This window comes from Streptomyces sp. NPDC050263, from assembly GCF_040655955.1.
Lineage (GTDB): Bacteria > Actinomycetota > Actinomycetes > Streptomycetales > Streptomycetaceae > Streptomyces.
In genome coordinates this window covers 1-22795 of the sequence record NZ_JBFAKW010000144.1, presented here as the reverse complement: position 1 = coordinate 22795, position 22795 = coordinate 1, and the positions used below count along the sequence as shown (strand labels likewise).

18 protein-coding genes and 1 pseudogene are annotated in these 22795 nt (G+C 69.1%); 12 read left to right on the top strand and 7 right to left on the bottom strand.

Annotated features, from left to right (window positions below; all coding sequences use genetic code 11):
• Positions 1-305 precede the first annotated feature (305 nt).
• Complete coding sequence (locus AB0J04_RS39300; RefSeq protein WP_363173447.1) at positions 306-494, top strand: hypothetical protein; 189 nt, start codon at positions 306-308, stop codon at positions 492-494.
• 350 nt (positions 495-844) lie between these two features.
• On the top strand, positions 845-3637 hold the full coding sequence (locus AB0J04_RS39295; protein ID WP_363173448.1) for an AAA family ATPase: 2793 nt from the start codon (positions 845-847) through the stop codon (positions 3635-3637).
• Between the two features lie 62 nt (positions 3638-3699).
• Here the strand turns inward: AB0J04_RS39295 and AB0J04_RS39290 are convergent, their stop codons facing one another.
• Positions 3700-4050: a helix-turn-helix domain-containing protein gene (locus AB0J04_RS39290; protein ID WP_363173446.1), complete on the bottom strand. Its 351-nt coding sequence runs from the start codon at positions 4048-4050 to the stop codon at positions 3700-3702.
• 708 nt (positions 4051-4758) lie between these two features.
• Here AB0J04_RS39290 and AB0J04_RS39285 point away from each other — a divergent pair.
• Entirely contained in the window at positions 4759-7035 is a 2277-nt protein-coding gene (locus AB0J04_RS39285) for an LLM class flavin-dependent oxidoreductase (RefSeq protein ID WP_363173445.1), read from the top strand.
• Positions 7036-7172: 137 nt separating this feature from the next.
• Positions 7173-8141, top strand: coding sequence for an SDR family NAD(P)-dependent oxidoreductase (locus AB0J04_RS39280; protein WP_363173444.1), 969 nt, complete (start codon positions 7173-7175; stop codon positions 8139-8141).
• 11 nt (positions 8142-8152) lie between these two features.
• Here the strand turns inward: AB0J04_RS39280 and AB0J04_RS39275 are convergent, their stop codons facing one another.
• The 4 genes from AB0J04_RS39275 to AB0J04_RS39260 all read right to left on the bottom strand — a co-directional run bounded on the left by AB0J04_RS39275 (position 8153) and on the right by AB0J04_RS39260 (position 12429).
• Positions 8153-9478: an amidohydrolase gene (locus tag AB0J04_RS39275; RefSeq protein WP_363173443.1), complete on the bottom strand. Its 1326-nt coding sequence runs from the start codon at positions 9476-9478 to the stop codon at positions 8153-8155.
• A 162-nt stretch (positions 9479-9640) separates the two neighbouring features.
• Positions 9641-10288 (bottom strand): TetR/AcrR family transcriptional regulator, encoded by a 648-nt coding sequence (locus tag AB0J04_RS39270; protein ID WP_363173442.1) that lies wholly within the window; start codon positions 10286-10288, stop codon positions 9641-9643.
• Positions 10289-10388: 100 nt separating this feature from the next.
• The gene (locus AB0J04_RS39265) at positions 10389-11606 is read right to left on the bottom strand and encodes an acyl-CoA dehydrogenase family protein (RefSeq protein ID WP_363173441.1); all 1218 of its coding nucleotides are present in this window, start codon (positions 11604-11606) and stop codon (positions 10389-10391) included.
• Between the two features lie 136 nt (positions 11607-11742).
• Positions 11743-12429 carry an alpha/beta hydrolase gene (locus AB0J04_RS39260; RefSeq protein WP_363173440.1) on the bottom strand — a complete coding sequence of 229 codons (687 nt, stop codon included), beginning with the start codon at positions 12427-12429 and terminating at the stop codon, positions 11743-11745.
• Between the two features lie 273 nt (positions 12430-12702).
• Between AB0J04_RS39260 and AB0J04_RS39255 the strand changes: the two genes are divergently transcribed.
• On the top strand, positions 12703-12879 hold the full coding sequence (locus tag AB0J04_RS39255) for a hypothetical protein (RefSeq protein ID WP_363173439.1): 177 nt from the start codon (positions 12703-12705) through the stop codon (positions 12877-12879).
• Between the two features lie 1275 nt (positions 12880-14154).
• Positions 14155-15330 (top strand): low temperature requirement protein A, encoded by a 1176-nt coding sequence (locus AB0J04_RS39250; RefSeq protein WP_363173438.1) that lies wholly within the window; start codon positions 14155-14157, stop codon positions 15328-15330.
• On the opposite strand, the gene AB0J04_RS39245 is transcribed toward AB0J04_RS39250, so the two are convergent.
• The gene (locus AB0J04_RS39245; protein WP_363173437.1) at positions 15303-15836 is read right to left on the bottom strand and encodes a helix-turn-helix domain-containing protein; all 534 of its coding nucleotides are present in this window, start codon (positions 15834-15836) and stop codon (positions 15303-15305) included. The genes AB0J04_RS39250 and AB0J04_RS39245 overlap by 28 nt on opposite strands.
• Positions 15837-15900: 64 nt before the next feature.
• Here AB0J04_RS39245 and AB0J04_RS39240 point away from each other — a divergent pair, with 64 nt between their 5' ends.
• The 3 genes from AB0J04_RS39240 to AB0J04_RS39230 all read left to right on the top strand — a co-directional run bounded on the left by AB0J04_RS39240 (position 15901) and on the right by AB0J04_RS39230 (position 18862).
• Positions 15901-16800 carry an LLM class flavin-dependent oxidoreductase gene (locus AB0J04_RS39240; RefSeq protein WP_363173436.1) on the top strand — a complete coding sequence of 300 codons (900 nt, stop codon included), beginning with the start codon at positions 15901-15903 and terminating at the stop codon, positions 16798-16800.
• Positions 16797-18107: an FAD-dependent oxidoreductase gene (locus AB0J04_RS39235; protein WP_363173435.1), complete on the top strand. Its 1311-nt coding sequence runs from the start codon at positions 16797-16799 to the stop codon at positions 18105-18107. The genes AB0J04_RS39240 and AB0J04_RS39235 overlap by 4 nt, the downstream gene beginning before the upstream one ends.
• Before the next feature lie 104 nt (positions 18108-18211).
• Positions 18212-18862: an NAD(P)H-dependent oxidoreductase gene (locus tag AB0J04_RS39230; RefSeq protein WP_363173434.1), complete on the top strand. Its 651-nt coding sequence runs from the start codon at positions 18212-18214 to the stop codon at positions 18860-18862.
• 212 nt (positions 18863-19074) lie between these two features.
• Here AB0J04_RS39230 and AB0J04_RS39225 read toward each other — a convergent pair whose 3' ends face one another.
• Entirely contained in the window at positions 19075-19305 is a 231-nt protein-coding gene (locus AB0J04_RS39225; RefSeq protein WP_363173433.1) for a hypothetical protein, read from the bottom strand.
• Between the two features lie 686 nt (positions 19306-19991).
• Between AB0J04_RS39225 and AB0J04_RS39220 the strand changes: the two genes are divergently transcribed.
• From AB0J04_RS39220 to AB0J04_RS39210, 3 genes and pseudogenes are all read left to right on the top strand, one after another.
• Entirely contained in the window at positions 19992-20864 is an 873-nt protein-coding gene (locus tag AB0J04_RS39220) for an alpha/beta hydrolase (RefSeq protein ID WP_363173432.1), read from the top strand.
• A 62-nt stretch (positions 20865-20926) separates the two neighbouring features.
• Entirely contained in the window at positions 20927-21445 is a 519-nt protein-coding gene (locus tag AB0J04_RS39215) for a cupin domain-containing protein (protein ID WP_363173431.1), read from the top strand.
• A gap of 3 nt (positions 21446-21448) precedes the next feature.
• Positions 21449-21685, top strand: a pseudogene (locus AB0J04_RS39210) (IS701 family transposase); the annotation flags it as partial.
• Positions 21686-22795 lie beyond the last annotated feature (1110 nt).

Sequence of the window (22795 nt, the reverse complement as noted above, 5' to 3'; positions counted from 1 at the left end):
ATGATCACCGGTCTCGTGCCTGTGCTGTTGCTGCGTCAACTCCCGCCGGACGCAGACGATCTACGCGATCCCGGAACTTGCAACCGCCCTGCCCGGCGGGCGCATGAGGCCTACCCGGTATGGGGCTTCTGCGGCGCGGGCGAGGCTCAAGCACTTACCGACAGCGAGGAATTCAGTTTCACCGGTGCGGACGGTGTCTTTTATCACACGACACCCGCGGATCTGCTACCCGGACACCGCGCTCGCTGTGGCCCGGCGTCCTCGTCCTCCACCCACACCGCGACACGACGCCGCTGCCGCCGCACATGGCGGTGCGCGACGCACCGGACAGCGGTGCAGCCGACGTCATCGCACTCGGCGAGGCCTACCTCGCCAGCCCCGACCTGCCCTGCTGCCGCATCGCGGCGGGCGGCCCGTACAACACGCCGCAGCGCGAGACCTGTTACAGCGGCGACGCACACGGCTACATCGACTATCCCGCGCCGGCCGACTGAACGGTCATTCGCAGCGCGGATCGCCGGACGGTCATCCGCGCGCGGGTTGGTTGACCGATCAGCACCGCGTCCGCCGGCCGGTCATTCAGACGATCAGCACCAGCGCCTCGCGCCCTTCTCGGATGAGAAGCTTGGGCCGGACAATGACTGGTTTTCGTCAGCAGGAGGTGCACACGTGCGTGGTCAACGCCCCAGGGTCCAGAACAGTTTGGTGGGCAGACGGTCAAGGCTCGCACGGATGGCACCATTGTCCGCATTGAGCCCGGCTCGGCCATTTTCGGAACGGTCCGACGTCCAGGCCGCCGGCGCGGATATACCCGTGCTGCGTCGAAGTGGTTGACCGGCCGGTGATGCAGTCGCGTGTTCCAGGGCGGGGTCATGAATGCGAGCAGGTCGAGGAGCTGCTGGACGCTGTACGCGGCGGAGAGAGCCGGGCGTTGGTGGTTCGCGGTGAACCAGGCGTGGGCAAGTCCACGCTGCTCGAGTACCTGGTCGAGCAGGCACGGGGATTTCATGTAGCCCGCGTCGCAGGTGTCCAGTCCGAGATGGAGTTGGCCTTCGCCGGGCTGCACCAGCTGTGCGCCCCCATGTCGGACCGGCTTTTGAGCCTCCCCGACATACAACGCGATGCCCTGAGCGGGGCATTGGGTCTGGGTTCGGAATGTGCGCCCGATGGCTTTCTCGTCGCGTTGGGCACCCTCGGCCTCTTGTCCGAGGTCGCCCGGGACAGGCCGTTGCTCTGCGTGGTGGACGACGTGCAGTGGCTCGACCGCGCCTCCATCCAGGCGCTGGCGTTCGCCGCGCGACGCCTGGTCGCCGAATCGGTGGCGATCGTATTCGCGGTCCGGGTGCCGCACGGTGTGTCCCCCGGCACGGTAGAGCCCATCGGCTTGCCCGAGCTGTTGGTCGAAGGCTTGCCCGAGCAGGACGCGCGAGCGCTGCTGCGCTCAGTGCTTCCCGGTCCATGGGACGAGCAGGTACTCGACCGTATCGTCGCTGAGGCACGGGGCAACCCGCTGGCGCTGCGGGAACTGCCGAGGGAATCAACTCCGGTGGAATTCGCCGGTGGTTTCGGCGTGCCGAGTGCGCGACCTGTGACGGACCGGATCCAGGCGGCATATCTGCAGCGGATTGCCGGACTTCCGCTGGAGACCCGGCGGTTTCTGCTGGCTGCGGCGGCAGACCCCACCGGCGAGCCGGCCTTGCTGTGGCGTACGGTCGAGCAGCTGCGCATCGGTTTCGAGGCTGCGGCCCCTGCCGAGGCAGCCGGTCTGATGGAGATCAGCGACCGGGTGCGGTTCTCTCATCCGATCGTACGCTCAGTCATCTACTGGGCGGCGTCGCCTGAGGAACGCCGCGACACGCACCGCGTGCTGGCGGAGACCACCGATCCGACGGCGGACCCCGACCGCCGCGCCTGGCACGCGGCGCATGGCGCGTCAGGCCCTGACGACGTCGTCGCGGCGGAACTCGAGCGCTCAGCCAGACGAGCGCGAACACGCGGCGGGCTTGCAGCGGCAGCGGCTTTCCTGGCGAGGGCGGCGGAGTTGACCCCTGATCCGGCCCGCCGTCAGGTGCGTGCCCTGGCCGCCGCGCGGGCGACACACGAGGCGGGGACCCCCGATACCGCCTTGCGACTGCTGTCCATTGCCGAAACGGGCCCCCTTGACGACCACCGACGCGGTGAGGTCGATCTGCTGCGCGCCCAGATCGCGTTCACGACGGACCGGGGCAGCGAGGCGCCGGTTCTGTTGCTCAAGGCCGCGAGCCAGCTCGAACCCTATGACGCCGCCCTTGCTCGTGAAACGTATCTGGAGGTGATCAGCGCGGCGATGTTCGCCGGCCCGCTGGCGGGCGGCGGCGGGGAGTATGAAGCGGCCAGGGCAGCACGCTCCGCACCGGCCGCTCATCCTCCCCGTCCAGCCGATCTCCTGCTCGACGGCGTCGCGGCACGGATCGTCGAAGGCCACGAAGCCGGCGCGCCCACCCTGAAAATGGCCCTGCGGGCCTTTCGCGAGCCGGACCTTCCCAAGGAGGAGGGGCTGCGCTGGCTGTGGGTGGCCGGTGTGGCCGCTGCGGGTCTGTGGGACCACGAAGCGTGGGCCCTGCTCGCTGCCCGCCACCTGGAACTCGTCCGGGAGGTCGGGCAGGTTGCGGCACTCCCGCTCGCCCTGACCATGCGCGGCGCCGTGCACGTGTTCGCCGGCGAGTTGGCCGAGGCCACATCACTGGTGGAGGAAGTGCAAACAGTCTCCGAGGCGGTCGGAACCGCGGCTCCGCTCTACAGCGCGCTCCTACTCAGTGCCTGGCGAGGACGTGAAGCAGAATGTACCGACCTGACCAAGCGTGCTGCTGAGGGCGCCACCCGCCGGGGTGAGGGGAACGGTCCGAAAGTCGGTGGGTGGGCGAGGGCCCTCCTTTACAACAGTCTGGGCCGCTACACGGAGGCGGTGTCGGCCGCGGAAGAGGTCATTCAGGGGTACCGCCAGCTGGAGTTGGGCACCGCGACCTACACGCTCGCCGAGTACATCGAGGCTGTCGCCCGGGGCGGCGTGCCCGGACACTCCCTTGACGCCCTGCGCCGTCTCACGGAGCTGACCCGTCCGAGCGGCACGGACTGGGCACTGGGCATAGAGGCCCGCTCGCGTGCTCTCCTGGCCGAAACCGCAGCGGCTGAAGGCCACTACCTGGAAGCGATCGACCGGCTGGGCGGCACCACCGTCCGCGGGGAGTTGGCCCGTGCCCACCTCCTCTACGGAGAATGGCTACGCCGCGAGCGCCGTCGGCAGGCCGCCCGCGACCAGCTGCGCATCGCCCACGAGCTCTTCACCACGATGGGTATGGAGGCCTTCGCGCAACGGACCGCACGTGAGCTGCTCGCCACGGGTGAAAACATCCGCAAACGCACAGCCCACACCCAGAGCGAACTCACTTCCCAAGAGACTCAGATCGTCAGACTCGTCCGTGAGGGCCTGACGAACACCGAGATCGGAGCCCGGCTCTTCATCAGTCCGCGTACGGTCGAATGGCACCTGCGGAAGGTCTTCGGCAAGCTCGGGGTCACCTCACGCAGACAACTCCAGAGCACGACCCCGTACGGCTCTGACCCCGCGAGAGCCTCGGACGGCAAGGCTCACCGGTGACGGCGTGGGCCGACAGCCTTGGTCCGGCCGAGTAATCGGGCTGATGCTGTGGGTTCGGGAGGTCAGGCTGCTGCGGCTGGTTCGGCCCTTCTGGGGCGTGAGGCGCGTCGCGTGCTCCATTGTGCGAGTGGCTGCAGGGCGTTCACGAGTGCCTGGCCGTCCGGGGTGAGTCGGTAGCGGATCTGTACGGGGGTGGTGGGGATGACGGTGCGTTCGATGAGGTCCGCCGCCTCGAGTTCCTTCAGGCGCTGCGAGAGCAGTCGGTCGGAGATGCCGTCGATCAGTGCCCGGTATTCGCCGAAGCGCCGGGCTCCTTGGGCGGCGGCCTGGAGTACCGAGCCCGTCCAGCGGCGTCCGATGAGTTCGAGAGTGCCTTCGAAGCTCGGGCAGGTGTCGTCATGAATGGTATCCACTTACAAAAGGTTAGCACCTTACCCATCGTTTTGCGGTGAGGGCGGACCGGCGCACCGTAGACGCATGACCGATTGCCAGCGCCCGCTCTCCTTCGGACTGAGCCTCGACCCTTCCGCCGGGACATGGCCCGAGACCCGGCGTCAGCGAACTCCGCGACGTCGGACTCGCACAGCTCGTCGCACGAGTGGATCCGGCCGGGCGGGGCCTTGCAACGCCGGGGGTGCCGTCATGGCGACTGCACGTCCCCGCGAGCTTCTTCCGCACACTGGGCATGGAGGCACTTTCCCAGCGCGCCGACAGGAGCTGTGGGCCACTGGGGAACACGTCCGCAAGCGCGCCGCCGGCACCATGAACAGGCTCGGCGTCACCTCACGCAGGCAGCTCCAGGGAATCTGATCCCTGGCCGACGGCTGTGTCCCAACCCCGTCGGCAGCGCCGCGACACCTCGAAACGAGGGCAGACCGCACATCCCCCAGGGACTCGACCAGTGCCCATCCCCGGTGCGACCTGGGCCACGCCCAGAAAGAGTTGGTCCGCGGTCTGTCGGGCCCTGTCCCTGGCGCCGTTCGCCTCGCTGACCAGCCCCGAATCGCCGGCCTACTACGACAGGAAGCGCGTGGAAAAGAAAGCGCGCCCCGACAGAAGTCCGCACCGCGAGAAGTTCCACGGCGCCCACGCACAGCACAAAGCCACCAGAGGATCACTCGATGCCCGACTACGGCCACGAGCTCATGCTCGGCACTTTCATCACCCCCACCGCGCACGCCCCGGCACAGGCCGTGGCCCTGGCTGAACTCACGGAAGCGGTCCGACTGGATGTCGCAACCTTCCAGGACCACCCCTACAACGCGGACTTCCTGGACACCTACACCCTGCTGTCCTGGGTCGCGGCCCGCACCAGCCGCATCCACGTCTCGGCGAACGTCACCAACCTGCCCCTGCGGCCTCCGGCGGTGCTCGCGCGCACGGCGGCGAGCCTCGACCTCCTCTCCGGCGGCCGGTTCGAACTCGGACTCGGCGCGGGCGGCTTCCCGGACGCCGTACGCAGCATGGGCGGCCGCCACCTGACGGCAGGCCAGGGAGTCGACGCCCTCGACGAGGCGATCGACATCGTGCGCGGCGTCTGGGACGGCGATCAGTCCGGTCGCCTGCGCTGGGACGGCGAGTACTACAAGATCCCCGCGATGAAGCGCGGTCCGCGTCCGGCGCACGACATAGGGATCTGGCTGGGCTCCTACAAGCCGCGGATGCTCCGTCTGACGGGGCGCAAGGCGGACGGGTGGCTGCCGACGCTGGAGTACCTCCAGACCCCCGGTATGGCGGACGCGAACAAGATGATCGATGAGGCGGCGCTGGCGGCGGGGCGTGACCCGCGCGAGATCCGGCGGCTGCTCAACGTCATCGATGTGGACTTCTCCGCCGTGCGCCGGGGCCACCTGCAGGGGCCGCCGGAGCAATGGGTCGAGGAACTGCTCCCTCTCGTCCTGGACCACGGCTTCTCCGGGTTCTTCATCGGCCGCGACGACCCGAGGCTGATCCGCACCTTCGGCGAGGAGGTCGCCCCCGCGCTGCGCGAGGCGGTGGTGCGTGAGCGGGCGACGGCAGGCACGAGCGCCGCGCCCGCCCGCCCGGCCGTCGCCCTCGCCGAGCGGCACGGCGCCATCAGCTACGACGCCGTCCCGCAGTCCCTCGCGAAGAAGGTCGTCGAGCCGGGCGACCGGGCCTACGAGAACGTGCGTCACACCTACACCCGCACCGGATCGCCCGCGCTGGTCATCCAGGCCGAGAACGCCGACGACGTCGTGGCGGCCCTCGCCTACGCGCGCAGCCAGGACGTCGACATAGCGGTGCGCAGCGGGGGTCACGGCATCAGCGGCCGGTCGACCGTCGACGGCGGCATCGTCATCGATCTGTCGAAGATGAACTCCGTCGAGGTCCTGGACCGGGCCACCGGACGCATCCGGATCGAGCCCGGCGCGCGCTGGGGAGACGTCGCTCGCGAGCTGGCGCCGTACGGCCTGGCCATGAGCTCGGGCGACTACGGCGATGTCGGTGTCGGTGGCCTCGCCACGGCCGGCGGTCTCGGCTACCTGGCCCGCAAGTACGGACTGACCATCGACCACATCACGGCCGCCGAGATCGTCGTCGCCGACGGTCACAGGCTCCGTGTCGACGCCGAGCACGACCCCGACCTGTTCTGGGCGATCCGTGGCGCGGGCGGCAACTTCGGCATCGTGACGGCGTTCGAGCTCCAGGCGTACGAGCTCGCGAACGTCACCTTCGCCACGCTCGTGGTGGACGCGACCGACACGGCGGACTTCCTCATGGAATGGGGGCGCCTGGTCGAGGCCGCCCCGCGCGAGATCACCAGCTTCCTGTCCCTGTTTCCCGCCCGGCGCAGTGACCCGGTGACCGCACAGGTCACTCTGGTGTACGCCGGGGACGACGTCGAGGACGCGCAGAAGGCCCTCACCCCGTTCCTGGGCATTGGGCCTGTCATCGTCCAGCAGGCGCAGCTCGTCCCGTACCACATGATCGTCGCCCCGCTCGGGAACCAGCACCAAGGCCAGGGCCTGGAGGAGACGCGCAGCGGGCTGCTGGAGCACATCACCCGGGAAGCCGCCGAGATCATCGAGGAGACGATGAAATCGGGCGACGTCCTGGTCGTGCAGTTCCGCTCGATGGGCGGCGCGGTGCACGACATGCCCAAGGACGCCATGGCCTGGTCGCACCGCACCCAGAACTTCTCAGTCGTCGCCGCCACCGCGCCGACGTGGGTCCCGCGCATGGACAGCCACTGGGCCCGGCTCTACCCGCACCTGAACGGCACGTACCTGAGCTTCGAGACGGACACCGACCCGGCCCGCCTGCTCGACGCCTTCCCGGAGCCCGTCCTGACCCGCCTGCGGGTCCTGAAGGCCGCATGGGACCCGGACGACGTCTTCAACCGCAACTTCAACATCCCACCGACGCCGAACGACTGACTACGCCGCACCGGCACATGACGCGGACCTCACCGCGCCGGCCAAGTGAACGAGCCCCGGCCACACGTCCGTTCTCCACGGCACCTTCCCCCCTCAAGATCCTCTTGACGCCGATCACCCCGCCCGAAAGGCCCTCAGTGAACGACACCGTCCTCCTGACCACTCCCTTCTCGTCCCACGCCAGCGCCACCGAGGTGATCGACGGCGTGGATCTCACCGGCCGCCGAGCCGTGGTCACCGGCGGCGCCTCCGGTATCGGCGCCGAGACCGTCCGGGCCCTGGCCACCGCCGGAGCGGAGGTCACGATCGCCACCCGCCATCCGGAGTCCGCGGAGCCACTCGTCCGGGAACTCGCCCCCGTGGACGGCGCGGGCGGGGTACGCGTCGAGGCACTCGATCTTGCCGATCTCGCCTCGGTCGACGCCTTCGCACGAGCGTGGCGTGGGCCTCTCGACATCCTCGTCGCCAACGCCGGGATCATGGCTCTTCCCACGCGCACCCTCACCCCGGGCGGCTGGGAGATGCAGCTCGCCACCAACTACCTCGGGCACTTCGCCCTGGCCACCGGCCTGCACACGGCTCTGCGGGACGCCGGCTCCGCCCGCATCGTGGTTGTCAGCTCCGGCGCCCACCTGGCAGTGCCCTTCGACTTCGACGACCCCCACTTCGAGCAGCGGCCGTACGACCCCTGGGCGGCCTACGGGCAGTCCAAGTCCGCCGACGTCCTGTTCGCGGTGGGTGCCCGCCGCCTGGCAGCCGACGGGATCACGGCCAACGCGCTCAACCCCGGGTACATCCTCACCCGTCTCCAGCGGCACCTCGACGACGACACCATGCGTGCGTTCGGCGTGATGGACAGCGAAGGGAATCTGACTCCCCTGCCGTACTACAAGAGCCCCGCCCAGGGGGCCGCCACCTCTGTCCTCCTGGCCGCCTCGCCCCTGCTGAAGGGCGTCACCGGCCGCTACTTCGAGGACAACCAGGAGGCGCGGACCGTCCCGGCCGATGAGGATCAGCCCAGCGGTGGCGTGGCCGCCCACGCGCTCGACCCGCAGGCGGCGGACCGGCTCTGGGAGTACGCCACCGGCGCCCTCCGCGCCGCCTGACCGACCACGTGCTACGCCGCGGCCGGCAGCATGTGGGCTGCCGCCGCGGCGACCGCCCGCTGGGCGGCGACACGGTCGACGTGCAGGGGCTCCCCGGCGGCGACGACCTGTTCACCGGCGACCCAGACGTCGCGAACGGCTCGGGAGCCCGCGGCCCACACCAGGTTGGCGAGCAGTTGCGGGTCCGGCACGTCCAGCCCCGTGGCGAAGTGCGGCCCGTCCACTGCGACATGAACCATGTCGGCCCACGCGCCCGGGCTCAGCACGCCGATGTCGTCCCGGCCCAGTGCTGCGGCTCCGCCGCGCGTCGCCATCGACAGCGCCTCCCTGGCGGTAAGGGCGAGCGGATCCCCGGTCGTCGCGCGGGCCAGCATCATGGCGAGACGCATCTCTTCCCACAGGTCGAGGTCGTCGTTGCTGGCCGGGCCGTCCGTGCCCAGGCCCACGGCGACGGCGCCGGCCCGCAGCGCAGTGAGCCTGGCCACCCCCGAGGCGAGCTTGGCGTTGGACCCCGGGCAGTGGGCGACTCCCGCGCCGTGGTCGGCGAGGAGCCGGATGTCGTGGGCGGAGAGGTGCACGGCGTGCGCCGCCAGCAGACGCCCGTTCAGAAGCCCTGTCTCACCGAGGAGCAGGGGGACGGATCCGTACTCCGCTCGCTGTTCCTGGTCCTCCGTCAGGGACTCTGCGACGTGGATGTGGACGAGGGCGCCCCGGTCTGCGGCCGACTCGGCTGTCGCCCGCAGGGCCTCGGCCGGGAGGGTGTAGGCGGAGTGCGGGCCGTAGCACAGCTCGACCCGGTCGCCGGGGCCGAATCTCAGGCCGTCCGCGTCGATCCACTTCTCGATCTGCTTGAGGGCGCCCTGCCATCCCTCCCCGGGCCGGTCGAAGTAGGCGGGGGCGAGAAGGATCCGGCTGCCCGCGGTGAGTGCCGCCTGCACCACCGACTCTCCGTGCATGTACATCTCGGCGCTGGTCGTGACGCCGTGCTGCAGCATCTCGACGCAGCCGAGCAGCATGCCGGCGTATGCGTCCGACGGCCGCATACGGGCCTCCGCCGGCCAGATGACATCGTTCAGCCACGACAGCAACGGCAGGTCGCCTCCCGCGCCGCGCAGGGGTGTCATGGCGCTGTGCGCGTGAGCGTTGATCAGGCCGGGCATCAGAAGGCCGGGGAGTAAGGTGACGGGCCTGCCGTCGGCCGGGGGCGCTTCGGACCGAGGCCCGCAGTACGTGATGCGGCCGTGCTCTCCCACGTCGACGACACCGTCCCGGACCACCGAGAACGTCGCATCGGCGGGCAGGACGACAGGGGCGTGAAAACGGCGTGCGAGTTTCATGATTGCTCCAGGGGTTTCCGGCTGCGCAGACAGGCCGGGAAGCAGGCAGAAAACAGGTTGGCGAAACAGGGAGCAGGCCGAAGCCGCGCTCGTCACCACCTGGTCCGAGGAGCATGTGAGAACCGGACCGCCGCATCAGGCGCCGAAAGGCGGGCGGTGCAGTCAGCCCGCCGCGGCAGGGTCCCCTGCGGGCCGACGGTAGACGCCGTACCAGTAGGCGCGGGCCAGCTCGGCGGCGACGACGGCGTCGTCGCCGCCGTCGCCGCCGGACACCTGCTGGGCGATGACCTGGCTGCCGCCCTGGACGATCAGCTTGGCGGCGAGCCGGGGATCGATGCCCGCCGGAGTCCGGCCGGCCTGCTGCTCCTCCTCCAGCACCGTCACGAGGTTGTCGACGAAGCGGTCCTGGTCCGCGCTCCACGCTTCGCGCACCAGGGGGTCGTACGCGGCCACCTCATTGATCGCCGCCAGCAGGGCCGCGTGGTCGCGGTAGTGCCGAAGGACCAGCTCATAGGTGCGCGCCAGGCCGTCGACGCCGCCGTCGGGACCGGTGGGCCTCCAGGCCGCAGTGATCGCGTAGCTCTCCTGCTTGAGCGAACCGCTCAGCCGTAGCAACACGTCCACCTTGTCACGGAAGTACAGGTAGAACGTCGAGCGGGAGACGCCCGCGGCCTTCGCGATCTGCTCCACACTCAGCTCGGTGTACGTCACACCATTGCGCAGGCAGTCTCCGATCACGGACAGAATCCGCTTTTCGAGTGCCGACCGTCGGTCGGCCGCGCTGGAGGGACGTCGAGTAGTGGAAGCCATACCAACATCTTAGAGAACAGGTCGGGGACCATATCTCGCAGTACAGCGTGTGGGCCCTGACCGCCGGGAGCCGCCGCGGCGTTCAGGGCCCACGGCGAACTCACACCATGAGGCTGACGCGCTCGGTCACGCCGAGCAGCGACTTGCCGTAGACCTCCAGGCCGACCGCCGGGACGAGTCCGGCGTGGCGCGCGGCGACGTTGGCGTCACGCCAGACCCGCTGCAGCGGCCGGTCGTCGGCGAAACCGGAGGCGCCGTGGGCATTCAACAGTATGTTGATCGCTTCGAGTACCTGCTGTGCCGCCAGTCCCGCGCGCGCCCTGATGTGCGTGCGTGTCGCGTAGTCCAGCAGCTCTCCCGAGAGGGCGGCCCGGTCCACCTCGTCCGCGGCTCGATAGGTGTGCAGACGGGCGGTCTCCAGCTTGAGTGCCGCTTCGGCCACCTGTACCTGGACGCCGACCGAGTCGGCCTGCCGAGGGTGGACGGTGAAGGACAGCGGCTTCGCCGTGGCGTCGCCCGCCACTGTCCCCAACGCCGCCCTGCCCAGCCCGAGCAGCGGTCCGACCAGGCACAGCAGGAGCATCGGTCCGAACATCGACCCGTAGAGCGTCTCGTCCCCGGCGGTGCGCGGGTAGACGCCCTCCGCGGCCGCGGGCACTGACAGCACACGGTGTTCGGGCACGAACACATCCGATGCGATCAGGGTATTGCTGGCCGTGGCCCTCATCCCCGCAGTGTTCCACGTGTCCTCGACGGTGAGCTCCGAGGCGGGGATCAGGACGAGTGCCTGGTCTTGGACGGTCCCGTCCTCACCCTTCAGAAGCGCGCCGACCGCCGCCCAAGTGGCGAACGGAGCACCGGAGTTGTACGACCACTTTCCGCTGACGCGCCAGCCGCCCGGCACCCGCTCGCCCATGCCCGTCGGAGCGGCCACACCGGTCACTCGAGCGTCCGGGTCTGCTCCGAACACCTCCTCCTGGGCCTTGTCCGGGAAGAGGGACGCCAGCCAGTTCGTCACGGCAATGATCATCCCGACCCAGGCCGCGGACCCGTCGGCTTCCCCCAGGGCCTCGCTCACCTCGGTCAGGGTCCGCAGGTCGGTCTCGTGACCGCCGTACCGCCTGGGGGTCAGCAGCCGGAAGACGCCCGCCTCGGCCAGAGCGTCGACGACCTCCGTCGGCAGGACACGATCCGCCTCGCCGTGCGCCGCGTGCTTCCGCAGCAGGGGCTGCAGCTCGACGGCCCGCGCCACGAGTCCGGCTCGGACGGCTTCCCTGGAGGGCGCGCCCGTTTCGTTCTGTGAGTTGATGCTGTTCACCACGTTCTCCTTGTTGATGACGTTCCCGCCCGGCAGGACTGCCCGACCGCGCCTGCCCACCCGGCGGCGCGCAGAGGGCGGCAGTGAACGCTGCCGGATGATGATCTGGGTCCCTGTCAGGGCCTTCCGGACTGGGTCACGCGTCCGGCTGGAGGACGATCGCCGCCAAGAGGGCGGCGAGTTCCACCGGCTTCGCCAGGAACGGCGAGTGGCCGCCGGCGATCCTGTGGACGGTGCCGGACCGCGCGGCCAGCGCCTGCTGGCTCTTCGCGGGCAGGGCCTGATCGTCCTCGCAGACGATGTATGTCGACGGGACGGTGTGCCAACCCGCCTCGGTGAGGGCGTCGCTGAAGGACTTCGCGCTCTGCGGCACCAGCCGCTTGGCGGCCTCCTCGGCCTCGGCTCGGGGCAGGTCCCCGTAGAACATCTCGACAGGATCGCCAGGCCAGGTCTCGAAGTCCCCCCGCTCCGCTGAGACGGGCACGCCGTAGAAGCCGAGGAGGCTCTCTCCGACGTCGAGCTGGAACGCCGAGAGGTAGACGACGCGGGCCACGTTCCCGGCCTCGGCGACGGCTTGGCTGGCCGGTATGCCGCCGTAGGAGTGGGCGACAACGACCACCGGGCCGTCGATGCTCTCCAACTCGGCGCGTATCACCTGCGCGTCGTCCTGCACACCGGCTCGCCCGCCTGCGCTGGGCAGGTCGACCGTCCGGGTCTGCCATCCCTCGGCGCCCAGCACCGACGTCAGCTTCTCCCAGCACCACGCGCCGTGCCAGGCCCCGTGCACCAGCAGCAGAGTCGGCCTCAAAGGCCCGTCAGTCACGATAGTCAACTTTCCTGATCGGTCTGCATTTACGAGGCGCCCGGTGGCGCCTGCCTAGCAGCTTACGTAGCGTTGGACACACTGTCCAACGTAATGTCCATCGATCGCGTGCTCGCGCAGCCATGCCGCCGAGGCGGTCGAGGGGGTGATGAGGTCGGATGAGATCCTGATCACGCGGTTCCGCACCATGGGTGGCGCGGTGCATGACGTCCTGGCGTGGCGACGGCCCCCGGGCAACGCGGACTGGGCCAGCCGTACCCTCAGGGGAACGGCATGTGCCTGAGCTTCCAGACAGACACGGACCCGGCCCGTCCACTCGATGCCATCCCGGAGCCGATCCTGGGCCGGCTGTGGCGTCTGAGGGCCGAGCAAGACCCGGACGACGTCTTCGGCCGCACCTTCGACATGACACCGGCGCCGCTGTCGGAGGGCGACACCGGCGTCCGGTGACACGGCACGGGGGTGTCGTGTGCGCCGGGCGTCTACGAGGGCCGGGTCACATGGGTGGTCGGCGGTGGTCCGACGTGGCGATGGCCGTGAGGACGGCCACGACGGTGGCCATGGCCGCCCAGTCGGCGAAGGAGGCCACCGCTCCCAGCGGCGCCGCCCAGACCACACCGGCGACACGGAGTGGCTCTCGGGGCCTTCGGCGCCGATCCCGCCGGCGTCGAAGGACTCGCCCAGGGCCACCGGCAACAGCAGCGCGTGCCGCTCCGCGAAGTGGTGCGGTCCAATGACGAAGCCGTGGATCCGTCCCAGGAAGGGCGGGAGGTACAGGACAGGCACAGCGGCGGCCCAGCACGCCGATCCCTGGCGAAGGGACACGTCACGGCGAGCGTCGGCAGCAGCCTCACCCACCCCCGCGCTTGCCGAGATCCACAGGCGTCGGCGTGCGGGAGAGGTGTCGGTCTGTGTGTTTCCGCTCATGGTGGTATGGCTCCCTCGCACCTCACAGTGGCACCAACACAGGCCTCACCATCCCGCAGTGTGAGAGTCATGTGCCCGCCTTGGACCTGCCTTCTGCAGGAGCCGTCGACGCCACCAGCACTTGTCGGCAAGGAGCGCTGCCCGCGGGACACGACAAGAAGCCTGTGCGGGACACAACTTATGGCCGGACGCCCGGTCATGGCATCGACGTCGACGAGAGCGGGCATACAGGGGTAACGATCACTGCCCCTTTGATCGGATACAGGTCGGCACCCGAGCCGGGCAGCGGATGCCGGGCTGGGTGGAACGGGGCGCGGACATGTCGTTTTCTGGATGTATGAACAGGTGACGGCCGAGTACTGCGCCCGCACCGGACCTGCGCGGCGGTAAACCGGTCATCGAGTGATCAGGGTTTGCAGCCGTAACACGTTTCCGGCCAGGGCCCGGCACGCCGAAGGCGGCGATGCACTGCGGGGTGGCTCAGGAAGGGCGGACACACGCTGCTGGCGCCTGCCGGTGGCCGATCACTTCCGGGTGTCACCCTGAGATGTTGTCGACCGAGGCCGCGTGCGTACAATCGGCGCGGTCAGCCGGGTCGGTTGCGGCAGCCCGAAGCGGCGCTTGAAGGACTGAGCATCGTGATGCAGAGTCTGTTTCATCGCGGCGGTCGGCGTCGCGCGACGAGTGGGCCGTCCGACGTGCCGCGGAGGTAAGCGAACAGCCATGAGGGCAACGGGACGGACCACAACTTTCCCTGTACGTCGGCGCCTGTGGAATTCCGAGGGTGCCAGTGGTCGAGTGACGCCGCCGGAGCTCTTTCTCGATCTGGTGTTCGTCTTCATGGTCACCCAGGTGACGCACGCGGTGGAGACGCATCCTGGCTGGGAGGGCCTGCTCAAGGCCCTCTTCCCCATGGTCGTCGCGTGGTGGATGTTCAGCGGGTTCGGCTGGCTCACCAACGCGGTGCGGCCCGACGCGGTGCCCGTACGCCTACTTCTGACGCTCGCGATGGTGGCGTTCTTCATCATGGGCTTGGATGTGCCGTACGCCTTCGAACCCGAGGGCTGGGCTTTCGCCCTGGCGTATCTGGCCGTGGTCGCCATCCATTGCCTCGTGTACGTCACGGCCAGCGTCCCCTCCGCTCGTCAGGCGATCCTGCGGAACGCGCCCTTCAACGCCGCCGCCGGTGTTCTCGTACTCATGGCGCCGCATCTGCCCGAAGCGTGGGGCTGGGTCTCCTGGGCGGCGGCGGTGGCGGTCCTCTACCTCTCGCCGTTCCTGGGGCGCATCCGGGGATTCGTCATCGAGCCGCAGCACTTCGTGGAACGCCATTCCCTGCTCCTGCTCGTGGTGCTGGGTGAATCAGTGGTGGCCATCGGGATCGGCGCGGAGGGCTCCGAGAACCACCCGGTGGACGCCCCCCTGGCGCTGGGGGTGGCACTGGGAATCGCGGTGGCGTCGGGTCTGTGGTGGGTGTACTTCGATGGTGACGAGGCCCGGGCCGAGTCCGAATTCAAGAAGGCGTCCGAGCACCGGCGACAGATGCTGGCCTACTACGCGTTCACGGGCGCGCACCTAGTGATGATCATCGGCATCATCCTCGTCGCAGCGGGCATCACGGACGCCATCCACCACTTCGAGGGGCATGCGAACCGGTGGTGGCTGGGGTCCGGTACCGCGGTCTTCTTCGTCGGGCACGCGATCTACCGTGGTCTGCTGGGAAGCGGACGGATCGTCGACCGCATGGTCGGCGCGGTCTGCGCGGTGCCATTGGGGGCCACGGCAGGCTTCGCGGGCTGGGCCGGCATGACCGCCGTCGTTGCCCTGCTGGCGGGGGTCGCCGCTGTCGACCACCGCCTCTTGGCACGCGGATCCGGAACCGCCCAGGGTGCATCGGCTCCACTCGACTCGGGACTCTTCGAGGGCCCCACGGATCCCGATGCGGCTCACGCCTCGCCGAGACCAGGGGATTGACGGGGCGTGCGAGAGCCGCGGACAGCCAGGCTCGCCGGTGAGGGCCTGTCCAACCCCGAGATCGGCATCCGGCCGTTCATGGGCGCGCACCGTCGAGTGCCACCTGCGCGAGTTCTTCGCCGACCGCAGTACCGCCTCCCGCTCGATGGTGTGGGTGCGGGAGGTCGGGCCGCCGGGGCCCTTCTGGGGCGTGAGGCGCGTCGCGTGCTCCATTGTGCGAGTGGCTGCAGGGCGTTCACGAGTGCCTGGCCGTCCGGGGTGAGTCGGTAGCGGATCTGTACGGGGGTGGTGGGGATGACGGTGCGTTCGATGAGGTCCGCCGCCTCGAGTTCCTTCAGGCGCTGCGAGAGCAGTCGGTCGGAGATGCCGTCGATCAGTGCCCGGTATTCGCCGAAGCGCCGGGCTCCTTGGGCGGCGGCCTGGAGTACCGAGCCCGTCCAGCGGCGTCCGATGAGTTCGAGAGTGCCTTCGAAGCTCGGGCAGGTGTCGTCATGAATGGTATCCACTTACAAAAGATTAGTGACTTACCCATCGTTTTGCCGTGAGGGCGAACCGGCGCACCGTAGACGCATGACCGATTACCAGCGCCCGCTCTCCTTCGGACTGAGCCTCGACCCTTCCGCCGGGACATGGCCCGAGACCCGGCGCCTCGCCCGGACGGCGGAGGACCTGGGCCTGGACCATCTCGCCGTCCAGGACCATCCCTACCAGCCCGGTCACCTCGACGCCTGGACCCTGATCGCTCACTTGTCCGCGGCCACGGACCGCATCTCCTTCCTCACCGACGTCGCCGACCTGCAGCTGCGGCCTCCGGTGATGCTCGCCAAGGCCGCCGCGTCGCTGAGCGTGCTCACCGACGGACGGATCCAGCTCGGTCTCGGCGGGGGTGGCATCCCCGATGCCATCGCGTCGATGGGCGGACCGGCGCGACGCGGCCAGGACATGGTGGCGTTCGCCGAGGAGTCCTTGGGGCTGCTGCGCACGGCCCTTTCCGGAGGCGCCGTACAACTGCACAGTCCGTACCACTCCGTCGCGGGCTACCGCGCCGGACCGGTGCCCCCGAAGCCCGTCGAGCTCTGGCTCGGCGCCCAGAAGCCCAGGATGCTCGCGGTCACCGGCCGGGTGGCCGACGGCTGGATCTCTCCGCTGAACATCTACGTCCCGCCGCAGGAGGTGCCCTCACGGCAGCGGATCATCGACGAGGCGGCCACCGACGCGGGCCGTGACCCGAGGACGCTGCGGCGCGTCTACAACGTCATCGGCGTGATCGGCGACAGTGGAGACGGCCCCGGGCTCGTCGGCGATGTGCGGCGGTGGGTGGACACCTTCACCGAGTGGGCCGTGGAACTCGGCTTCGACACCTTCGTCTTCTGGCCCGCCACCGATCCCGAGCGGCAGCTCGCGCTCTTCGCCGACGAGGTCGTGCCCGCCGTACGCGAGCGTGTCGACGCCATCCGGAGCGGACGATGAACGCCACCCTCGACACCGTGCCGACCGGGCTGGCCGGGAAGGTGGTCATCCCCGACGACCGCCGCTACCGGCTGCTCCGCTCCACCTACACCACCGTGGGACGCCCGGCCGCCGTCGTCCTGCCCGAATCCGCGGGCGACGTCGCGGCGGCGCTGCGGTTCGCGCGGGAGACGGGGCTTCGGGTGGCCGTCCGCAGCGGCGGGCACGGCCTGTCCGGCAGCGGCACCAACGAAGGCGGGCTCGTCATCGACCTGAGCGCGCTGCACCGGGTCGACGTCCTCGACCGAGGCTCCCGACTGGTCCGTGTCGAGGCGGGTGCCCGCTGGGCCCAGGTCGCTGAGGCGCTCGCCCCGCACGGGCTGGCCATCAGCTCGGGCGACCACGGCAACGTCGGCGTCGGTGGCATCGCCACCGGGGGCGGCGTCGGCTGGCTGGTACGGCAGTACGGGCTCACCGTCGACCACATCCGTGCCGTGGAGGTCGTCCTGCCCGACGGCACGTTCGTACGCGCCGATGCCGAGGCCGAGCCCGACCTGCTCTGGGTGATGCGCGGGGCCGGCGCGGGGGCCGGGATCGCGGTGGCCTTCGAGATCGAGGCCATGGAGCTTGGCGACATCGGTTATGCGCAGCTGGTCGCGGCGGTGGACCCGGCGGGGGAGACGCTGCGCCGCTGGGCCGACGTCATGGCGCGGGCACCGCGCGAGCTTTCCACGGCGGTGATGTTGTCCTCGCAGGGCATCTCCACTGCCGCGTTCATCACCGCGGTCGTGTCCTCGGACAGTCCGTCCGTCATCCGTGACGCCCTCGAACCGCTGCTCGGCATCGGCGATGTGACGGTTCGGCAGGCCCACGTCGGCCCCTACACGGAGCTGGTTGCCTCGCTCCATCTGCACGCCAACGCCGGGCAGATGCCGTCCAGCACGACCAACGGACTGCTCACCGGCATGACCCCGGACGCTGCCCGCGCCCTGGTCACGGCGTCGGCCGCCCCCGACCCGGTCCTGATCCAGCTGCGGTCGCTCGGCGGCGCGACCCACGACCCGGCCCCCTCGGCCATGGCGTTCGCACACCGCCACCAGAACACCCTCGTCGTCGCCTCGGCGTTTCCGCCGGACGACCGCGCGACGCTGGCCGCCGCCTGGACCCCTCTCGCCCGGCACACCGACGGCGCCTACGTGAACTTCGAGAGCGCCCCCGACGAGGCCACGTTCGCACGCGCCTACCCCGGGCCGACCGGCACCCGCGTCACCGACCTGTGGAAGCGCTACGACCCCGACCGCGTCCTGCGCCCTCAGCCGCCGGCCTGACCACCGGCCCCGGGGCCTCACCGACCACGAGCCCCCGCGGCACCCGCCGCGGGCGCCCACCCTTCATGTCACCCCTTCATGCCACCCCTTAATGGAGATACGCCATGGCCACGTTGCTGCACATCGACTCGTCCCTGTTCCCGGGCGGCGCCTCCGCCTCCCGCGCCGTCACCGAGACCTTCCGCAAGACCTGGGAGGAGCAGCACCCGGAGGGCACGGTGATCTACCGCGACCTTTCCGCCGAACCCGTCCCGCACATCACCGCCCACGCCCACACCGCCGGCTTCGCCGATCCCGACGCCCACACGGCCGAGCAGGCCGCCGCCTTCGCCGAACGGCTCAAGCTGATCCAGGAGTTGGAGCAGGCGGACACGGTGCTGATCGGTGCCCCGATGTACAACTTCGCGATCCCGTCCACCCTCAAGGCATGGCTGGACAACGTGATCCTCTTCGGTCGTACCTCGGGTGAGACGCCCTCCGCCAAGGGCACCCCCGTCACGGTCGTCGCCAGCCGGGGCGGCTCCTACGGGCCGGGCACACCGAAGGAGCCCTACGAGTACGTCCTGAACTACCTGACGGCGATCCTTGCCGACACCCTCAGTCTCGACCTCGACTTCATCGTCCCGGAGCTGACCATGGCCCCGCACAACCCGGCCATGGCCGAACTGATCCCGCTCTTCGAGACCTCTCACGACCGTGCCCACCAAGAGGCGGTCACCAAGGCCAAGTCCCTTGCCGAACGCTTCACCGCATAAGCCCGTGTCCCATGTGGCGAGGCGGACGAGTCGCTTGTAGCAGCTCAGGGCTGCGGCGAGGCCAGGTAGTTGCGGGGATCATGGTCGTATCAGGGGCTGAGCCAGCGGTAGCCGGACAGCCAGGAGGTCGGGTCGGCCGCACGGTGAGGTTCCTGCCGGTATGGGATTCCTCGGCGTGTTCGCCGGTACCCGGGCGCTCGGGTACCGCCGTCTCAGTCGAGTGCGGCCGCCGCACCGTCCTCCGTGCTGATCCTCCGGCCGGCCGTCCTCGCAGGGAACACCATCGCGGGCGGCTTCTTCCGGTGGGCCGACGCAGTCCTCGTCCTGGTCCAGGGCTGATCGGGGTTCGTGACGACGCTCTCGCGGACCGCTGGATCGCGCATGGTGCGGGGCTTCGCGTTGGGACGCTGGTCGGCGCGGCGCTTGGGCGCTGAGCGGCCCATGCCACCTTGACCGGCTCGCGCAGGGTGCCGAGCGCTCGGCCGCGTCGGTCGGTCACAGCCCCTCCGGATCGGCACGGGGGCTGGGACGGTTACACCACTCGGCAGGAGCAGGACGCCGTACGGCGGCCGCTCAACTCGGGCCAGGGCGCGCAGGGCGACGCCTTCCAGACCGAACACGTCGGCGACCTGGCGCATGGCATCAACGTCTTTTCAGGGGTGAGCCGACCTTTTTCGTCGCGTTTCAGTCCCGTACGCCCGGGGGCTCGCGAGAGTGAAGTCGAGCACGTCCACGTCCATCATGGGCGTGATCGTATTCACTCTTTCTGGCTCGAAATACAAGAAATGTTGGACAGTTGGCGCACGGGCACATATCCGCAAGATTGGGGGGTGACGATGACGGCTACGTCGGAGAGGGCCTCGTGCAGAAACGATGATCCCCATTCAAGATACGTCGGCGGGGAGCGGAAGCGCTCAGTGGGATCAAAGAGGCAATGATTGTTGCCCATGCATGCCTGTTCTCATCCACGTCGACGCCATGATCGGGCAGCCCGGCAATAAGTTGTGTTCCGTGCAAGCTTCTCGTCGCATCCAGCGGGCAGCGTTCCTTCAGTTGGCTTTCCTTACCGATCAGACTTCGGCTTCCTGGCCGGCCCCGCCTTCTTCTATAGTGCAAGGAATTACTCACCATGAGCAGCCTTGACCACCCTTCCCTGAGCGGTTTCGCGCATGGCTATGCAGAGGTCAACGGGACGCGTCTGCATTACGTCATCGGTGGCGAGGGCGACGAGCTGATGGTCCTTCTGCCCGGCTGGCCGCGCACCTGGTGGCAGTACCACAAGATGATGCCGAGGCTCGCGGAGCGCTTCCGTGTGGTAGCCGTCGACATTCGCGGCATGGGCGACTCGGACAAGCCGGAATCCGGCTACGACAAGAAGAACATGGCCCGTGACATCTACGAGCTGGTTCTCTCCCTTGGCTACGAGAAGGCCCACATCTGCGGAGAGGACATCGGCGGCGCGGTGGCGTACAGCCATGCCGTCAACCACCCGGAGGCCACCGACAAGCTCGCCCTGTGGGAGGCCGTCCACCCGAACGAGGACATGTACGGCATCCCGATGCTGCCGCGGCCCGGCCAGGAGGGCCTGCAGTGGTGGCTGGCCTTCAACATGGTGAAGGGCCTCCCGGAGACGGTCCTCACCGGCCGCTTCCGGCCGGTGTCGGACTGGATCATCGACCACTACTCGGGCAGCCCGGATTCCTACACTGAGCAGGACCGCGCGATCTACGCCGCGGCCTATGACACCCCGGACGCCATTCGGGCCGGCAACGCCTGGTACCAGGCGTGGCACCAGGACATGGCCGACGACAAGGCGTACGGGCTGATGCCGATCACCGTGCCGGTGCTCTTCCTGGCAGGCAAGAGCGCTCCCGTCATCTTCCTGATGATGGAGAAGAAGGCGTCCGACCTGCGCACCGTCGAGGTCGAGGGCGCCGGCCACTTCCTGTGCGACGAGCGCCCGGAGGACCTCCTCGCGGCGCTCGAGGAATTCTTCGCCTAGACCTCGGTCCCTTCCGAACCATCGCACCAGAGCAGCACGTAAGTACAGCACCAGGAGAGAAAATGAGTTTCCCCTTCCCCGTTCCGGACAAGAGCGACCCGCGTTGGACGCGTGAGGGCGGTGTCCACGTCCGCCGTGGTGAGGGCACCTCTCGCTGGCTCGCCGGCGACACCTACACGATCAAGGCGACCGCCGATGACACCAACGGTGTCCTGGGTTTCGCCAAGGCCGTCGTCCCGCCGGGTGGCGGACCGGTCGCGCACGCCCACGGCAACGAGGACGAGGCGTTCTACGTCTTGGACGGCGAGCTGGAGTTCCTCCTGGGCGAGAGGATATTCACGGTGAACAGCGGGGACTTCGTCTTCGTCCCACGAGACACGCGTCACCGGTTCAAGAACGTCGGTGATACGGATGCGACGTTCCTGTTCATGTACACCCCGGGCGGACACGAGCGCTTCTTCATCAACAACGGAGACGCGCCCGTCGAGGGCGAGACGTCTCCTCCCTGGGGCCCCGAGCGGTACGCGGCCCTGGTCGACGGACTGCTCGCGGAGAACGTGACGATCCTCCCTGAGGGCTGACCGATAGGCCCGGCAGATCTTCCTGTCGGGCCTGTTCGGGAGCACGTTGGTTGTGTCGATGCATATGAAGTGAACCGTGTTCGGGCGAAGTTGGCATTGTTCGTGGCGGACGTGTTCTCCTCGGTGCCGAGGAAGGACCGGCCGGCCAACGGCGGCTGCCACCTGCGCGGACTGATGCTGGACGGCCGCCGCAAGTCCATTCAGGCCATGGCCTCGCGGCTGCCGGAAGGCAACAAGCAGAAACGAGGCCCTTGCTTGCACCCCGGCAAGGGCCGCGCCGCAACGCGCTCACAGATCGCCGCCGTATTCAAGCGGGCAGGACGCCACCGCGGCATTGACGCCGAGGCAGAGCGGCTCCGCGAGGTCTTCCGGCAGGAGTGGGCCCTACGGCCGACCGTGGTCGAGGACGCGCTCGGCAAGCAGATGCTCGCCCTCCTGGGCCGGCTTGTGGCCGCCTGCACCGCTGTCGACGGCCTCGCCCATGCGGTGGAGGAGGCTTTCCCCCCGGCACCCGGACGGTGAGATCATCCTCAGCTTCCCCGGCCTCGGCGTCCAGCTCGGCGCCCGGGTGCTCGCCGAAATCGGAGACCACCGCGCTCGCTCGGGAAAACCGCGAACGGCGCCGCCACGCAGCCGCCTCGGAAATCGGCCGCACCCCTGACCCAGAATCGAAGTGCAGTCGACGGCAAGGTGGCCGTCTGTCGCAGACGGTGACGCTGCGGGCGATGAGGTACTTCCGGGAAGCGAAGCGGGGGACCAAAGTGCATCGCGGGTAAGATTGTGGCGACTATTCGCGATGACCAGGCTAGATTCATCACCGTCAGCACTTTGGTTCTGTCGCTGTCTTGATCAGCCGTGTAACGACGGACCCTCTCCGCGCGTACGTTAAAGATCGGCTGCCCCTGCCTCGGTGGGCCCGCTAAGAAGGGTCGCTACCGCTTTTGTAGGCACAGCACTATCGAAGCAGAGCCGCTGTCTCACCGTTTGTGGAAGCAAGGATTCGTCGTGGTTTCGAGGGTCAAGAAGGCGGCAGCCACTACTGGCGCTGCAGGGATGTTCGCCACTGCTGCGGTGGCCGCAGCAGACGGCGGTGCATCTGCCTACGGGGGGCTGGAGACTTCCAAGCAAGGGCATCTTCAATACTTCCAGTAACACCCTCAACGTCACGGGGGATCCCGGGCCGTCACCTGGTAACTCGTGACCGCCACCACAGGGCGACCTTGTTGTCGGTCCACTGAACCGCTCCGGGCCGGTGCGGGCTAGTGCCGCGGCAGGCAACGTTCGCCCCGTCGCGACGCCCGGCACGCACTCTCGCCGCACCGGCCGAAAGCCCAAGTACGTCCAGTACGA

What these genes read in the sequence shown, in the direction of transcription:
- AB0J04_RS39300 (WP_363173447.1), top strand. Translation starts at nt 306, where the DNA reads ATGGCGGTGCGCGACGCACCGGACAGCGGTGCAGCCGACGTCATCGCA.
- AB0J04_RS39295 (WP_363173448.1), top strand. Translation starts at nt 845, where the DNA reads ATGCAGTCGCGTGTTCCAGGGCGGGGTCATGAATGCGAGCAGGTCGAG.
- AB0J04_RS39285 (WP_363173445.1), top strand. Translation starts at nt 4,759, where the DNA reads ATGCCCGACTACGGCCACGAGCTCATGCTCGGCACTTTCATCACCCCC.
- AB0J04_RS39275 (WP_363173443.1), bottom strand. Translation starts at nt 9,478, where the DNA reads ATGAAACTCGCACGCCGTTTTCACGCCCCTGTCGTCCTGCCCGCCGAT.
- AB0J04_RS39270 (WP_363173442.1), bottom strand. Translation starts at nt 10,288, where the DNA reads ATGGCTTCCACTACTCGACGTCCCTCCAGCGCGGCCGACCGACGGTCG.
- AB0J04_RS39255 (WP_363173439.1), top strand. Translation starts at nt 12,703, where the DNA reads ATGTGCCTGAGCTTCCAGACAGACACGGACCCGGCCCGTCCACTCGAT.
- AB0J04_RS39240 (WP_363173436.1), top strand. Translation starts at nt 15,901, where the DNA reads ATGACCGATTACCAGCGCCCGCTCTCCTTCGGACTGAGCCTCGACCCT.
- AB0J04_RS39235 (WP_363173435.1), top strand. Translation starts at nt 16,797, where the DNA reads ATGAACGCCACCCTCGACACCGTGCCGACCGGGCTGGCCGGGAAGGTG.
- AB0J04_RS39230 (WP_363173434.1), top strand. Translation starts at nt 18,212, where the DNA reads ATGGCCACGTTGCTGCACATCGACTCGTCCCTGTTCCCGGGCGGCGCC.
- AB0J04_RS39225 (WP_363173433.1), bottom strand. Translation starts at nt 19,305, where the DNA reads ATGGGCCGCTCAGCGCCCAAGCGCCGCGCCGACCAGCGTCCCAACGCG.
- AB0J04_RS39220 (WP_363173432.1), top strand. Translation starts at nt 19,992, where the DNA reads ATGAGCAGCCTTGACCACCCTTCCCTGAGCGGTTTCGCGCATGGCTAT.
- AB0J04_RS39215 (WP_363173431.1), top strand. Translation starts at nt 20,927, where the DNA reads ATGAGTTTCCCCTTCCCCGTTCCGGACAAGAGCGACCCGCGTTGGACG.